Genomic DNA, 14890 nt, shown 5'->3' on the forward strand with positions numbered 1-14890 from the left:
TGCGGCCTGCCCCCTACGCGCATCACCTGCCAGCCCCGCATTCCCTCATTCCTGCATTCCTGCATTCCTGCATTCCTGCAAATGATGACATGTCATTTTTGACATGTCTTGGCAGCAAGCCCGGCCCCATCACCGCCGCGCCACCAGCCACCTTCCACGCCACAACCGCGCAAAGGATACTGGTCCCCCCGCCACCATTGTGCTAGCGCGAGGCCATGACACAGACGCTGACAATCCGCCGCCCCGATGACTGGCACCTGCACCTGCGCGATGGTGCCATGCTGCGCGCCGTCCTGCCCCATACCGCGCAGCATTTCGCCCGCGCCATCATCATGCCCAACCTGGTGCCGCCGGTCGTGACCGGGGCCGATGCCGAAGCCTACCGCGACCGCATTCTTGCGGCCCTGCCCGAGGGGGCTGATTTCACCCCCCTCATGACCCTTTACCTGACCGAAGACACCGACCCGGAAGACGTGGCAAAAGCCCATGCCGAGGGGCTGATTCACGCGGTCAAACTCTATCCCGCCGGGGCCACCACCAATTCCGCCAGCGGCGTCTCCGACTTTTCCCGCGTGGCGAGCGTCCTGGAAAAGATGGCCCAGATCGGCCTGCCGCTTTGCACCCATGGCGAAGTCACCGATCCCGCCATCGACATCTTTGACCGCGAGGCGGTGTTCATCGACCGCGTGCTGGACCCGATCCGCAAGACCCACCCGGAGCTGCGCGTGGTGATGGAACATATCACCACCTCGGACGCGGTGGATTATGTGATGACCGCAGGCCGGAACCTCGCGGCAACGATCACGACTCATCACCTGGTGATCAACCGCAACCATATCCTCGCCGGGGGCATCAAGCCGCATTACTACTGCCTGCCGGTCGCCAAACGCGAACAGCACCGCCTGGCCCTGCGCCGCGCCGCGACCAGCGGCGATGCACGGTTCTTTCTGGGCACCGACAGCGCGCCGCACACGGATGCCAACAAGCTGCTGCCCTGCGGCTGTGCGGGCTGTTTCACCGCCCCCAACACCATGTCAATCCTCGCCGAAGTCTTTGAACAGGACGCCGCCCTTGACCGGCTGGAGGCCTTTGCCTCCCGCAACGGCCCGGCCTTCTATGGCCTGCCGGTGAACGAGGACACCCTGACCCTGGTGCGCGAAACGCCAGAGCATCCCGGCCATATCGACACGCCCGATGGCCCGGTTACGGTTTTCGACCCGGCCATGCCATTGCACTGGACCGCCTGATTTCATTGTTCCCAAAAATACACCAAAGCACCGCCAGCAAAGGACGCTCCCGATGATCCCAACCAGCTATCCCTCGCCACAGGAAATGGCCCGCCTCACCGCCCGGATGCTGCTTGAGATCAAGGCGGTCCATTTCAACGCCGCAGAGCCGTTTATCCTGGCCTCCGGCCTGCCCAGCCCGACCTATATCGACTGCCGCAAGCTGATCTCATACCCCCGCATCCGCGCCACGCTGATGGATTTCCTGACCGTGACCGTGATGCGCAACGCGGGCTTCGAGGCTTTTGACAACATCGCGGGCGGCGAGACGGCAGGCATCCCCTTTGCCGCATTGGTCGCCGAACGCATGGGCCTGCCCATGACCTATGTGCGAAAAAAGCCAAAAGGCTACGGGCGCAATGCGCGGATCGAGGGCGACATGAGTGAGGGCCAGCGGGTGCTTCTGGTCGAGGATCTGACCACCGACGGCGGATCCAAGCTCAGCTTCGTGGATGCGATTCGCGACACCGGGGCCAGTTGCGGCCACACGGCAGTGATCTTCTACTACGGCATCTTTCCGCAGACTGAAAAGACATTGGGCGATCATGGCGTTACCCTGCATGCGCTCTGCACCTGGTGGGATGTGCTGGCCGAGGCAAAGGCGCAAAACGCATTTGACACGGGCACCCTTCAAGAGGTGGAAAACTTCCTCAACGCGCCAAAGGCATGGCAGGATTCCCATAAATCCTGAGGATTCCGCTACCTCATCTTGACCCGAGCCCCCCTTACCGGGCAAGATGTGGTGTGCGGGCGGTTCTCCACCAGATATCCACAAAAACATACAATTTGCCCCCGCGCACCGCGCTGCCTATGACAGCCCACGGGACAAACGGGTGAGACAATGAACGAGATCACATCGCTGAACGCGAGCAATATCGCCGTGCAGGCACCGGAAACGATGCCGCATTCCATCGAGGCCGAGCAGCAGCTTCTGGGCGCGATCCTGACCAACAACGACATTTACGACCGCGTCGCCTCCATCATCGGGGCCAAGCATTTCTACGACCCCGTCCATGCGCGCATCTATGACATTGCAGCCCAGCGGATCGCCAAGAACAACCTTGCCAGCCCGGTGACCCTCAAGGCTTTCATGGAAGACGACGAGGGCCTGAAGGAACTCGGCGGCCCCGCCTATCTTGCCCGCCTTGCAGGGGCCGCAATCAGCGCCTTTGCCGTGCGCGACTATGCGCAGATGATCTATGACCTCGCGGTGCGCCGCGATCTGATCCAGCTTGGTCGTGATATCTCTGCCAAGGCCGCGCAGGTCGACGTGGAATCAGAACCGCGCGAACAGATCGTCGAAGCGGAACAGAAGCTTTACCAACTGGCCGAACAGGGCCAGGTCGAAAGCGGATTTCAAAGCTTTCTCAAGGCGGTAACAGACGCTGTTAATGTCGCGAACGCCGCCTATCAGCGCGATGGCGGGCTCTCGGGTGTCTCTACCGGGCTGATCGACATGGACGCCAAGCTGGGCGGCTTGCACCGCTCTGACCTGCTGATCCTTGCGGGACGCCCCTCCATGGGCAAGACCTCGCTGGCAACCAACATCGCCTTCAACGTGGCCAAGGCCTACAAGCGCGGGATGACCCATGACGGCACCGAAGGGGCTGTCGATGGCGGCGTGGTCGGCTTTTATTCGCTGGAAATGAGCGCCGAACAGCTTGCCGCGCGCATCCTGTCGGAGGCCGCCGAGATTCCCAGCCAGCAGATCCGCTCCGGCGACATGACCGAAACCGAATTCCGCCGCTTCGTGGACGCCGCCAAGGCGCTGGAGGCCTGCCCGCTTTTCATCGACGACACGCCCGCCTTGCCGATCAGCCAGCTGGCCGCCCGCGCGCGGCGCCTGAAACGGACCCATGGGCTTGACCTGCTGATCGTGGACTACCTGCAACTGGTGCGCGGCACCGGCAAGTCGGAAAACCGGGTGAACGAGATTTCCGAGATCACCATGGGGCTCAAGGCAATTGCCAAGGAATTGGACATTCCGGTCATCGCGCTGTCCCAGCTCAGCCGCCAGGTGGAAAACCGCGAAGACAAACGTCCGCAGCTGTCGGACCTGCGTGAATCAGGCTCCATCGAACAGGATGCCGATGTGGTGATGTTTGTGTTCCGCGAGGAATACTACAAGGAACGCGAAAAACCGGGCGATCACGAGCTTGAGAAAATGGCCGCCTGGCAAGAGGAAATGGAACGCCTGCACGGGCGCGCCGAGGTGGTGATCGGCAAGCAGCGTCACGGCCCCATCGGCACGGTCGACCTCAGCTTTGAAGGGCGCTTTACCCGCTTTGGCAACCTGGTCAAACCCTGGCAGCAAAACGGCGGCGGCGATCAGGAATTCTGATCCGCGTCACGCGCCGGAGTTTTCAAAAACTCCGGACCGAATTTTTCGAAAAATTCGAACCTGTTACGAAAGGGCACCGCATTATGGCGGTGCCCTTTCCCGCTTATCCGGGGGTCTTGACCTCGTACATCAGCCCCTTTGCCGTGCCTTCAGCAAAACCCTTCCAATAGCTGTGGTCTTCCTTTTCGGTGCCGTCCTCGTTCATCGACCAGACGCCATCGTTGGAATTCTCCACCAGGTCCAGATACTCGGCCGCCGACCCGTCGCCTTTCAGCCGGGCATCCATCCAGGCGGTCACGAAATGCTGCGCGACGTTGTTCATCCGCGCGGTGTTCCAGACCGGATCGGTATAGTGTTCGGAAATGTTGAAGCCCTTGTCTTCGCTGAAGTAATAGCTTTCTTCGGGCGCAGGCATCGGCGCACCGGCATTGTGACCGGCGTTGATATAGGTCAGCAGCGCCGTCTCGACGCCCGACACGTTGTCCCAGATCGCCCGCACGCCCTTTTCGTAAAGCGATGTATCGTCCTGCGAGCCTGCGATGAACAGCATCGGAATCTGAACACCGGCCAGTCCTTCGGCATCCCAGAACCCTGTGTTCATTCCCCAGGGGCCAAAGGCCACGGCGGTCCTGATACGCGGATCGGGCAGGTTTTCATGGGTTTCGGACCCCGCCTGATGGATGCCCAGCGTGCCATGCGGCCCGCCCCATGGATACCCGACAGAGGCTTCGGTCACCCCGCCGCCTGCCGTGATCACAGCGCCGTAGCCGCCCATGGAATAGCCGATCAACCCGGTGTTGTCGGCATCGTACAGCCCGGCGAATTCACCGCCCTCGGCGGCCTCCTGCGCCATCTGCTCCAGCACAAAGAGCTGGTCCAGCGACCGGTTCACCAGGGTCGACCCAAACGCCGCCTGGGTGCGATAGGTGCTGTCCGTATGGTCGATGGAGGCCACGACATAGCCCTTGGAAGCCAGGTTTTCCGCCAGATGCGCCAGCAGGAACCGGTTGCCCGGATAGCCATGGCTGATCAGCACCAGCGGATAGGCCTCGGCACCCCCGGCGGGGGCCGCATCGCGGTGGGCCTGGCCCTGCAGCGTGACCTCGGTGGTGCCATCGCGCAGGAAGGCCTTCATGCTGGTATCGCCGGTCGCGCCCTCGGCCGCCGGATACCACATCTCGACCGTCAGCGGACGGTCATAGCGCGGCCATTCGGCGGGCTTCTCGGCCTGCGGGTCAATGGCCAGAATGTCGATCTGGTCGGGGTGGACCATTTCAATCGTCCGCACGCCCACGGGCATGTCGCCATAGGCCGCCAGTGAAGGGGCGTTGGGCAGTTGCGTGTCAATCCTGTTCTCGGCCAATGCGCCGCCCACCCCCAGGGCAATTGTCGCCGTTGCGACGATGATATGTTTCATGGTCCTCTCCCTTTATGATTGTACCCAGAGCTTAGGCGCATCTTGAGACAGGGCAAGCAATGATAAGGTGACGTTACGAAGACTTCACACTTGCGGCCTGCGTCACCTGCGCGCCGCTGATGCCAAAGCGCGGAGCAAAGCGCGCCCGCGCCGCGATCAGGCGTGGATCGTCGGGCCGCATGCCCAACGTGCGGATAAAGTCGATGCGCTGCCGGGTCTTCAGCGCCTCGCGGTCGATATCGGTGCCCATCGCGCGGTCGATGATCAGCCCGCCGGGGCTGACGTGGAACCATTTCGAGAAATCGCGGAAATGGTGCTGGTTGTGCAGCCGTGTGACATGGGCGGCGGCGCGGGACTTGGGGATGTTCAAATGCGCGGTCATGTGGAACCATTCATAGACCATGAACATTGCCACCCCGCCCACCGGCACGATGGCCACCGCGATCCACAGCGCATCCGGCAGGCCCATCAGGGCGGTGATGCCCCAGACCAGCAGGAAATTGCCGGCCAGCATCGGCAGCGCAACCCAGACGGGGACAAAGAACAGCCCGCTATTTGTCGGGAAATCGTGATGCCCGTAATGCGCACGATAGAGCAGGTCAAAAGCCCACTGCCGGCGCGGCGGTTTCAGGTGAAAGACAAAGCGATGCAGGTTGTATTCATTCAGCAATTGCGCCCCAATCCCCAGCGGCACCAGCGCCCAGACCCAGCCCGGTCCGGCGATGGCCAGCGCCGCCACGCCAAGCACAAAGGCCAGCGCCATGACAACAAGTGACAGATGCGACGCCATGATCTTCACCCGCTGCATCTGCTTTACCCCCCTGACGGTCTTGGTTAGACGGAAACAACCCTCGCCCAGCGGAGCATCGTGATGCAGATCGAATTCGTCAACCATGCCTCGGTCCTGATGACCCATGGTCAGGTTGGCCTGCTGTCCGACCCCTGGTACAGCGGCCCCGCCTTTCACAAGGGCTGGCGCCTGTTGGTGGAGACACCGGAAGACCGCATCGAGGACCTGCTTGCGCGCGTGACCCACATCTGGATCAGCCATGAACACCCCGATCATTTCTCCATCGGGTTTTTCAAGCGCTGGGGCGATGTGATCCGCCAGCGCGGCATCAAGCTGCTGTTCCAGGACATCGACGACCAGCGGGTGGCGAAATTCCTGCGCGCGCAGGGAATGGACCTGACCGAACTGACATTCGGCAAGGCGCATGATCTGGGCAGCGGCGTTTCCGTGACCTGTCTGAAGGATGAATTCTACGATTCGGCGCTGTCCGTGCGCATGGGCGACAGCCATGTGCTGAACCTGAACGACTGCGCGGTGCGCACAGCGGAACGCGCCCGCGAGATCCGCGACGCGGTTGGCACCTGTGACATCCTGCTGACCCAGTTCAGCTATGCCGCCTGGAAAGGCGGGCGGGAAAACCGCGACTGGCGCGAAGATGCAGCGCAGGAAAAACTGAACAATATCAGGATACAGGCAGAGGTTCTTGAACCAAAAACCGTCATCCCTTTTGCCAGTTTTGTCAGCTTTGCCCATCAGCGCAACGCCTATCTGAACGACGCCGCGAACCGGCCCGAGGACGTGATCGAGGCGTTTCAGGATGCGCCCTTCGCGCTCTGTGTCATGCAACCGGGCGATGTGACGGGCGGCACCGTGCCCCCCGGCCAGAACGCGGCTGCCGTGGCCTTCTGGGCCGACCACTTTGACCGCGCGGGCCGCGACCTGATGACCTACGACAGTGTCGAGGAAGCGACCCTGCGCGCCAGTTTCGCCACATGGCGCGACCGCGTGTTCACCAACAATTCCCGCCCTGCAATGCGGCTGGCGCAGGCGCTGTCCCCAATCCGGGTGTTGCAGCCCGTCGTGGTGCATCTGGACGACACCGGCCAAAGCTGGCGGATCGACCCGCCGCGCGGCACCTTGACAAAAACCGATGATCCCGCCGATCTGATCATGCATTCCGAAAGCCTGAACTTCCTGTTCTCGAATTCCTTCGGGTTCGACACGCTGGGCGTCAACGGCACCTTCGAAGAGGCCCGCAGCGGCGGATTTTCCCGCGCCGCGCGCTCGATCTCGATCGAGAACCTGAACAATCTCGGCATCCGCTTTGGCCCCGGTCTTTTCCTGAACCCCAAGATCATCGGAATTTTCCTGGAACGCCTGCGCGGCGTCAGCGCCAAGATGAAGCGCAGGGACACTTGACCCTTTTCCCCGATAGGACCAGCACAGCCCCATGACCACACCGACCCTGACCATCGACCTGCCCGCCATCGCCGCCAACTGGCGCGCTCTGGACGCCCTTTCCACCTGCGAGACTGCGGCCGTGATCAAGGCCGATGCCTATGGTCTTGGCGTCGCCCGCGTCGGGCCAGCCCTGGCCGCAGCCGGGGCGCGGAGCTTTTTCGTACATTCGGCAGAAGAAGGCGTGCAGCTGCGGCGTGTCATCGGGGCCGGCCCCGCGATCAACGTCTTTTCGGGCCATATGCCCGGCGACGCCGACATGATCCGCGAGGCGGGCCTGGTGCCGATGATCAACTCGGTCGATCAGCTTCTGATCCATGTGGAATCGGTGCCGGGCCACCCCTTTGGCTTGCAGTTGGACAGCGGCATGAACCGGCTGGGGATGGAGCCTGCCGAATGGTCCGCCCTGCGTGACATCGCGCTGGCGCAAAAGCCCAGGCTGATCATGTCGCATCTGGCCTGTGCCGACGAACCGGACCACCCGATGAATGCCATGCAATTGCAGAACTTCAAGGACATGACCGAAGGGCTGGATGTGCCCCGGTCCATGGCCGCAACCGGCGGCACGCTGCTGGGACCGGCCTTTCACTTCGACATGACACGCCCCGGAGTCGGGCTTTATGGCGGGCTGCCCTTTGTCGATGCAATGCCGGTGGTCACGCTGGACCTTCCCGTCGTTCAGGTGCGCGAAGTCGCACAGGGCGAGACAGTGGGATACGGCAACACCTTTGTCGCCCCTGGCCCGATGCGCATCGCAACCGTCTGCGGCGGTTATGCCGACGGGCTGATCCGCGCGATGGGAAACAACGCAACCCTGACCCATGACGGGCACAAGCTGCCGCTGGCGGGCCGCGTGTCGATGGACATGCTCACGGTCGATGTCACCGCCCTGGCGGACGTGCCGGAACATCTGCAATTGATCGGGTTGCACCAGTCTGTCGACACCGTCGCAGATTTTGCCGGCACCATCGGGTACGAGATCCTGACCTCGCTGGGCGCGCGCTATGACCGGGTCTATCTGAAGTGACCCTCAAGGCGCTGAACCTTGCGCTGCTGGTTCTCTACCCCGTCGCATGGGCGGCACCGCTGATGCGGGCGGGCCTGCTGCCGCTGTTCGGGCTGGAGGAGATTTCCGTGCTGACCGGGCTGCAATCGCTCTGGGCCTCGGACATTTTTCTGGCGCTGGTGGTCACCCTGTTTGCGCTCTTCGCGCCCTACCTCAAGACCATCGGCCTGTCGCTGGTCCATTTTGACCTGCTCAGCCGCCGCGCCCTGCCCGTGCTGTCGTTTCTGGGCAAGCTGGCAATGGCGGACATCTTTCTGATCGCGCTCTACATCACCCTGGCCAAGGGAATCGGCGTCGGACGGATTGAAACGGCGTGGGGATTGTACCTGTTCACCGGCTGCATTCTCGCCTCAATCCTGGTCGCATGGCGGACTGAACAATCGACGGGATAACACCCGGATTGGCCAAAATCGGGAAACAACGAAATGACGGAATATGTCATAGGACGCGTATTCGTTAACTTTTCAGGCCCAGCCCGTTCTTTTTCATAGTAATAATCCGCGATAAGCATAAACTTGCCGATGAAGGTTATCCGTGGGGGAATAATCTCTTGTCGCATATTCGCGCTGTTCTTTACCTGCTCCAATACCTGATGCAGCGCCTTGCATTGGCCATATTTCTTGTTGCCGCGCTGGCCCTGCTGGGGGCCACTGCCATGGCGGTGCTTGGTCAATGGTCCTGGGTCAGCCTGACAGTCTATTTTCAGGGCCAGCCCGTGCCGGAGGCCGGGATGTATGCACAGATCGGGCTGACGGTTCTGGCGGTGGGCCTGTGTTTCTTTCTGCCCTCCAACCGCCGCATCATGCAGCTTGAAAACTCGCACCGGTCCTTTTCCATCGGGATGCGCGATGTGGCGCAGGCCTATCACGCGGTCCATGCCGCAGACCGCGCGCAGACCTTCAAGCTCAGCTCTGAATTCGATGCGGTGCGCGAGCGTCTGGCCTATCTGCGCGACCACCCGGATCTCAGCACCCTGGAACCCACCCTGCTGGAGGTCGCCGCCCAGATGAGCCACATCAGCCGCGAGCTGGCGACCGTCTATGCCGATGACAAGATCGCCCGCGCGCGCAACTTCCTTGAGCAGCGCCAACAGGAGATCGAACTGTTCAACAGCAGGCTGGAACAGGCCAAGAGCATTTCGACCGAATTGAAGCACTGGGTCCATGAGATCGAACTGGAAGAAAGCGTCGCTGCCGCCCAGTTGGACAGGCTGCGCAGTGAAATGCATGAAATCATGCCCGAACTAGGACTTGAGAAAACAATGCGCAGCGACCCGACCGCGCTGGACAATACCATCGTCGACCTGCAACCCAAAGCCGCTGAATAACCGGCAGGCTCAGGTCGCGCTTGCCCCGGACTGGCCCCGAATATATACGCCAATCCATGTTGGACACCCCCCAAAACCGCCCCGAATTGCCGCCCGAAATCGCGCGGCGTCGCACCTTTGCGATCATCAGCCACCCTGACGCGGGAAAAACCACGCTGACGGAGAAATTCCTGCTGTTTGGCGGGGCGATCCAGATGGCCGGACAGGTCCGCGCCAAGGGCGAAGCGCGGCGCACGCGCTCCGACTTCATGGCGATGGAAAAGGACCGGGGCATTTCCGTCTCGGCCTCGGCCATGTCCTTCGATTTTCAGGGCAAGGACCGCAATTACCGCTTCAATCTGGTGGACACGCCGGGCCACTCTGACTTTTCCGAAGATACCTACCGCACGCTGACAGCAGTGGATGCCGCCGTGATGGTGATCGACGGGGCCAAGGGTGTGGAAAGCCAGACCCAGAAGCTGTTCGAGGTCTGCCGCATGCGTGACCTGCCGATCCTGACCTTCTGTAACAAGATGGACCGCGAATCCCGCGATGTGTTCGAGATCATCGACGAGATTCAGGAAAACCTTGCCATCGACGTGACCCCGGCAAGCTGGCCCATCGGCGTCGGCCGCGATTTTCTGGGCTGCTATGACATCCTGCGCGACCGGCTGGAACTGATGGACCGCGCCGACCGCAACAAAGTGTCGGAAAGCATCAAGATCGAGGGGCTGGATGACCCCAAGCTGGCCCAGCACGTGCCGCCCGCCCTGTTGGAAAAGCTGCGCGAGGACCTTGAGATGGTTCGCGAACTGATGCCGCCGCTGGATGCTGCACTGATGGCCGAAGGGTCGCTGACCCCGATCTGGTTCGGCTCGGCCATCAACTCCTTTGGCGTCAAGGAACTGATGGACGGCATCGCCACCTATGGGCCGGAGCCGCAGATCCAATCCGCCGAGCCGCGCCAGATCCTGCCGGAGGAAAAGAACGTCTCGGGCTTTGTTTTCAAGGTGCAGGCCAACATGGACCCCAAGCACCGCGACCGCGTGGCCTTTGTCCGGCTTGCCTCGGGCCATTTCACACGGGGCATGAAGCTGACCCATGTGCGGTCGAAAAAGCCGATGGCGATCACCAATCCGGTGATGTTCCTTGCCTCTGACCGCGAACTGGCCGAGGAAGCCTGGGCCGGTGACATCATCGGTATTCCCAACCACGGCCAGCTGCGCATCGGCGACACGCTGACAGAAGGCGAGGCGATCCGGGTGACGGGCATCCCGTCCTTTGCGCCCGAACTGTTGCAGGGCGTGCGCGCGGGCGACCCGATGAAGGCAAAGCACCTTGAGAAAGCCTTGATGCAATTCGCCGAGGAAGGCGCCGCCAAGGTCTTCAAACCCTCCATCGGCTCCGGCTTTGTGGTGGGCGTTGTGGGCCAGTTGCAGTTCGAGGTGCTGGCCAGCCGGATCGAGCTGGAATACGGGCTGCCAGTGCGGTTTGAATCGTCGCAATTCACCTCGGCCCGCTGGGTCAATGGCACCAAACAGGCGGTGGACAAGTTCGCCGAGGCCAACAAGCAGCACATCGCCCATGACCACGACGGCGACATCGTGTATCTGACGCGCCTGCAATGGGATATCGACCGGGTCGACCGCGATTATCCCGATGTGCGCCTGACCGCGACCAAGGAAATGATGGCGTGAGCCCGCGCTGGGGCATTGTCGCGACGATCAAGGCCCCGGCAGAGGAAATTCTGCGCTTTGCCGCCTATCACCTTGAGGCAGGCGCGCACCGGCTGTTCATCTATCTGGACGCACCGAACCCGGCAGCGCAGACGGCCTTGGAAAACCACCCGAAATGCCGGGTGACCCTGTGCGACACTGCGCATTGGCAGGCGCTGATCGGCAAGCCGCCGGTCAAACACCAGTCGCGCCAGACCCTGAATGCCACCCATGCCTATGGCCGCGCGGGGGATGTGGACTGGCTCGCCCATATCGACGTGGACGAGTTTCTGGTCAGCGACCGCCCCGTGGCCGATCATCTGGCCGATGTCCCGGCGCAGGTGGAAACCGCCCGCGCCCGCCCGATGGAGATGCTGGGCGGCGACGGCACCGCCTTCAAACGCTTTATCCCCAACGGCCCCGCGCGCGAGCGCATCGTGAACGCGGTCTATCCGACCTTCGGCGAATACATCAAAGGCGGGTTTCTGAGCCATCTGGCGGGAAAGGTCTTTGTCAGGACGGGAATGGATGGCATCACGATCCGCATCCACAACGCCTTTCGCGGGTCCGACATGATCGAAGGCACGCAAGAACTGTCAGAACTGCGGCTGGCCCACGCCCATGCAAAATCCTGGAAAGACTGGCAGGCCGCCTATCGGTTCCGGCTTGAGAAAGGGTCATACCGTGCCGAACTTGGCCCCGCCAAGCCGCGCGTGCGCGGCGGGCTGACCCTGAACGAATTCTTCGCCATCCTTGAGGCCGAAGAGGGTGAAACCGGTCTGCGCGCCTTTTATGACGAAGTCTGCGCCGACACCCCCGACCACCGCGCCCGGCTGGCCGCCCATGATCTGCTGCACCGTGCCGATCTACGGCTAAGCACCCATTTGGCCACACATTTCCCCGATTGGGCGGGCTGAACGGACATCTGTTTGACCGCAGGCCGTTATGTTGCTATGCGGTCGCAACATGTAGCGGCAGGGCCGCCTTGGGCCACGGGGGCCTGCATGATTGCTGCTGCGGGCCAAATGAGTGTCCGCAAAACACGGACACACATGACAAAATTTTCTGATCTGAACTTGAATCCCAAGGTCCTTAAGGCGATTGCCGAAGCGGGCTATGAAATCCCCACACCCATTCAGGCCGGGGCCATCCCCCCTGCCCTTGAAGGTCGCGACGTTCTGGGCATCGCCCAGACCGGCACCGGCAAGACCGCCAGCTTTACGCTGCCGATGATCACCATGCTGGCGCGGGGCCGCGCAAGGGCGCGGATGCCGCGCAGCCTGGTGCTGTGCCCGACCCGCGAACTGGCCGCCCAGGTGGCCGAGAACTTTGACACCTATGCCAAACACGTGAACCTGACCAAGGCGCTGCTGATCGGCGGCGTGTCCTTCGGCGAGCAGGACAAGCTGATCGACAAGGGCGTCGATGTGCTGATCGCCACACCGGGCCGCCTGCTTGACCATTTCGAACGCGGCAAGCTGATCCTGAACGACGTCAAGGTCATGGTGGTGGACGAGGCTGACCGGATGCTCGACATGGGGTTCATTCCCGACATCGAGCGTATCTTTGGCCTCACGCCCTTTACCCGCCAGACGCTGTTCTTCTCGGCCACCATGGCGCCCGAGATCGAGCGGATCACCAACACTTTCCTGTCCAACCCCGCCCGCATCGAAGTGGCGCGGCAGGCCACGACGGGCGAGAATATCACCCAGGGCGTGGTGATGTTCAAAGCCTCCCGCAAGGACCACGAAGCCACCGAAAAGCGCAACCTGCTGCGCGCGCTGATCGACGGCGAAGGCGACAAATGCACCAACGCGATCATCTTTTGCAACCGCAAGATGGATGTGGACGTGGTGGCCAAGTCATTGAAAAAATACGGCTATGACGCCGCCCCGATCCACGGTGACCTGGACCAGAGCCAGCGCACGCGCACCCTCGATGGTTTCCGCGCGGGCGATCTGCGCTTTCTCGTGGCCTCTGATGTGGCCGCACGCGGCCTCGATGTGCCTGCGGTCAGCCATGTCTTCAACTTCGACGTGCCCAGCCACGCAGAGGATTACGTGCACCGCATCGGTCGGACCGGCCGCGCCGGCCGTGACGGCAAGGCGATCATGATCTGCATCCCCCGCGACGAAAAGAACCTCGCGGATGTGGAGCGTTTGGTCGAGCGTGAGATCCCGCGAATGGACAACCCGCTGGGCGGCGGCAATGCGGCAGAGGCGGCACCTGTTGCCGACGATACCGCCGACAAGCCCAAAAAGACCCGCTCGCGCAGCCGCAAGCCCAAGTCGGACACGCCAAAGCCCGAGGCGGCGGCAAAACCGGCAGCCGAGGCAAAGCCCGCTGTCGAGGCTCAGGAAAAGCCGGAGCCGAAGTCCGAACCGAAAAAATCCGAGCCGAAAAAACCCGCGCAATCCACCCGGAACGAAGCGCAGGACCGCAACTCCGGTTCGCGCAGCCGCAGCCAGAACAGCCGTGGAAACGACAACCGCGTCGTGGGCCTGGGCGATCACACCCCGGACTTTATCGGATTGAGCTTCGAGGACCGCGATTGAGCCTTCGGGGCTGATCGGCAAAAAACAGCAGGCGGCAGCACGATCCCGTGGTGCCGCCGCATTGGCATGGTACGTTCGGTCAAACCGCATAAGGCCCGACAGATGCTGCGCTTGTTCCTTTCCCTGCTGCTTGTTCTTTACGCCTCTGCCGCCACGGCAGAGCGCTGCCGCGCCATGGTCAATGGCAGCGAAGTCGTGATCGAGGCGGACAATTTCGCCACCTTCGCCGAAGACGTCAAAACCCGTGAAAAACTGCTGAACTGGCCCTCGGCCAAGTGGAATCGCGCCTGGGGCACGCCCCCCGCCTGCCTGAGCGGCGTGCTCTACGATTATCTTGCGACCACGGTGCCGGACAACCAGATCGACGGTTATTGCCTGACACAGGACGACAAGACCGGGTTTTTCCTGGTCCCCGGTGAGCGCAACTTTCGCGGGCTTTGCCGCACCACTGTCTGCCAGCGGGTGAACACGACAAAGGCCGAAACAGTGGCGGTGACGCGATCCATCGCAAACACCGCCGTGGCAACGGTGACGGACCCTGCCGCCGCGATTGCCGTGGCGCATAAATCGGGCGCGATGATCCTGTCGGGCAGTGCCGGCACGCTGATCTCGAACATCGGGAGCACCAGTTCAACGGTGGTCACGGCCCTGTCCACCCCCGCCGCGCTGGCGGCGGTGGGTGTCTCTGTCCTCGCAGTGGGCGGGGCCGTCTATATGTGCAGCGGGGCGGAAGAGGTATTGCCCGTCGCGGCCCCGGTGGAGGATGTCCCCGTGCTGGATGCCCCCCTCGACCAGGAGAACGCGCCGCTGGAAGACGCCGCCGATTGAGCGGTTTGGTCGGGGGCGGCTTTCGCAGCAATGGAACGGGCAGCGCTTCAGGCCTGAATATGCATCAATTCTGCCTGAAGCAGCAGGGGACTGGTCAGCGGCCCATTCCGCTTTCCCCTCGCGCGGAG

At 62.3% G+C, this 14890-nt stretch carries 13 protein-coding genes; 11 read left to right on the forward strand and 2 right to left on the reverse strand.

The features are described 5' to 3' along the window. Positions 1 to 215 precede the first annotated feature (215 nt). From pyrC to A8B82_RS02255, 3 genes are all read left to right on the forward strand, one after another. Positions 216 to 1247, forward strand: a complete 1032-nt coding sequence (gene pyrC, locus A8B82_RS02245) for a dihydroorotase (protein ID WP_067287752.1) — start codon at positions 216 to 218, stop codon at positions 1245 to 1247. A 52-nt stretch (positions 1248 to 1299) separates the two neighbouring features. Then, entirely contained in the window at positions 1300 to 1977 is a 678-nt protein-coding gene (locus tag A8B82_RS02250) for an orotate phosphoribosyltransferase (RefSeq protein ID WP_067287754.1), read from the forward strand. A 150-nt stretch (positions 1978 to 2127) separates the two neighbouring features. After that, positions 2128 to 3627, forward strand: a complete 1500-nt coding sequence (locus A8B82_RS02255; RefSeq protein WP_067287756.1) for a replicative DNA helicase — start codon at positions 2128 to 2130, stop codon at positions 3625 to 3627. A 103-nt stretch (positions 3628 to 3730) separates the two neighbouring features. Here the strand turns inward: A8B82_RS02255 and A8B82_RS02260 are convergent, their stop codons facing one another. Together A8B82_RS02260 and A8B82_RS02265 are read right to left on the reverse strand one after the other, a co-directional pair. Next, entirely contained in the window at positions 3731 to 5044 is a 1314-nt protein-coding gene (locus A8B82_RS02260) for an alpha/beta hydrolase family protein (protein ID WP_067287757.1), read from the reverse strand. 73 nt (positions 5045 to 5117) lie between these two features. Then, the gene (locus A8B82_RS02265; RefSeq protein ID WP_235604596.1) at positions 5118 to 5939 is read right to left on the reverse strand and encodes a sterol desaturase family protein; all 822 of its coding nucleotides are present in this window, start codon (positions 5937 to 5939) and stop codon (positions 5118 to 5120) included. Between A8B82_RS02265 and A8B82_RS02270 the strand changes: the two genes are divergently transcribed. The 8 genes from A8B82_RS02270 to A8B82_RS02305 all read left to right on the forward strand — a co-directional run bounded on the left by A8B82_RS02270 (position 5916) and on the right by A8B82_RS02305 (position 14762). After that, positions 5916 to 7253, forward strand: a complete 1338-nt coding sequence (locus A8B82_RS02270; protein ID WP_067287759.1) for an MBL fold metallo-hydrolase — start codon at positions 5916 to 5918, stop codon at positions 7251 to 7253. The genes A8B82_RS02265 and A8B82_RS02270 overlap by 24 nt on opposite strands. A 31-nt stretch (positions 7254 to 7284) precedes the next feature. Next, positions 7285 to 8319: an alanine racemase gene (alr, locus tag A8B82_RS02275; RefSeq protein WP_067287761.1), complete on the forward strand. Its 1035-nt coding sequence runs from the start codon at positions 7285 to 7287 to the stop codon at positions 8317 to 8319. Then, positions 8316 to 8750, forward strand: a complete 435-nt coding sequence (locus A8B82_RS02280) for a paraquat-inducible protein A (RefSeq protein ID WP_067287763.1) — start codon at positions 8316 to 8318, stop codon at positions 8748 to 8750. Before alr ends, A8B82_RS02280 begins: the two co-directional genes overlap by 4 nt. A 167-nt stretch (positions 8751 to 8917) precedes the next feature. Continuing rightward, on the forward strand, positions 8918 to 9685 hold the full coding sequence (locus tag A8B82_RS02285; RefSeq protein WP_067287914.1) for a DNA repair protein: 768 nt from the start codon (positions 8918 to 8920) through the stop codon (positions 9683 to 9685). A 56-nt stretch (positions 9686 to 9741) separates the two neighbouring features. Further along, complete coding sequence (locus tag A8B82_RS02290; RefSeq protein WP_067287764.1) at positions 9742 to 11361, forward strand: peptide chain release factor 3; 1620 nt, start codon at positions 9742 to 9744, stop codon at positions 11359 to 11361. After that, the gene (locus A8B82_RS02295; RefSeq protein WP_067287766.1) at positions 11358 to 12296 is read left to right on the forward strand and encodes a glycosyltransferase family 2 protein; all 939 of its coding nucleotides are present in this window, start codon (positions 11358 to 11360) and stop codon (positions 12294 to 12296) included. The genes A8B82_RS02290 and A8B82_RS02295 overlap by 4 nt, the downstream gene beginning before the upstream one ends. Before the next feature lie 135 nt (positions 12297 to 12431). Next, positions 12432 to 13934: a DEAD/DEAH box helicase gene (locus A8B82_RS02300; protein WP_067287767.1), complete on the forward strand. Its 1503-nt coding sequence runs from the start codon at positions 12432 to 12434 to the stop codon at positions 13932 to 13934. A 102-nt stretch (positions 13935 to 14036) separates the two neighbouring features. Continuing rightward, a complete protein-coding gene (locus A8B82_RS02305; protein ID WP_067287769.1) occupies positions 14037 to 14762 on the forward strand; it encodes a hypothetical protein in 726 nt (241 codons plus the stop codon). Positions 14763 to 14890 lie beyond the last annotated feature (128 nt).

The sequence above is a fragment of the Sulfitobacter sp. EhC04 genome (genome assembly GCF_001650875.1).
GTDB lineage: Bacteria > Pseudomonadota > Alphaproteobacteria > Rhodobacterales > Rhodobacteraceae > Sulfitobacter.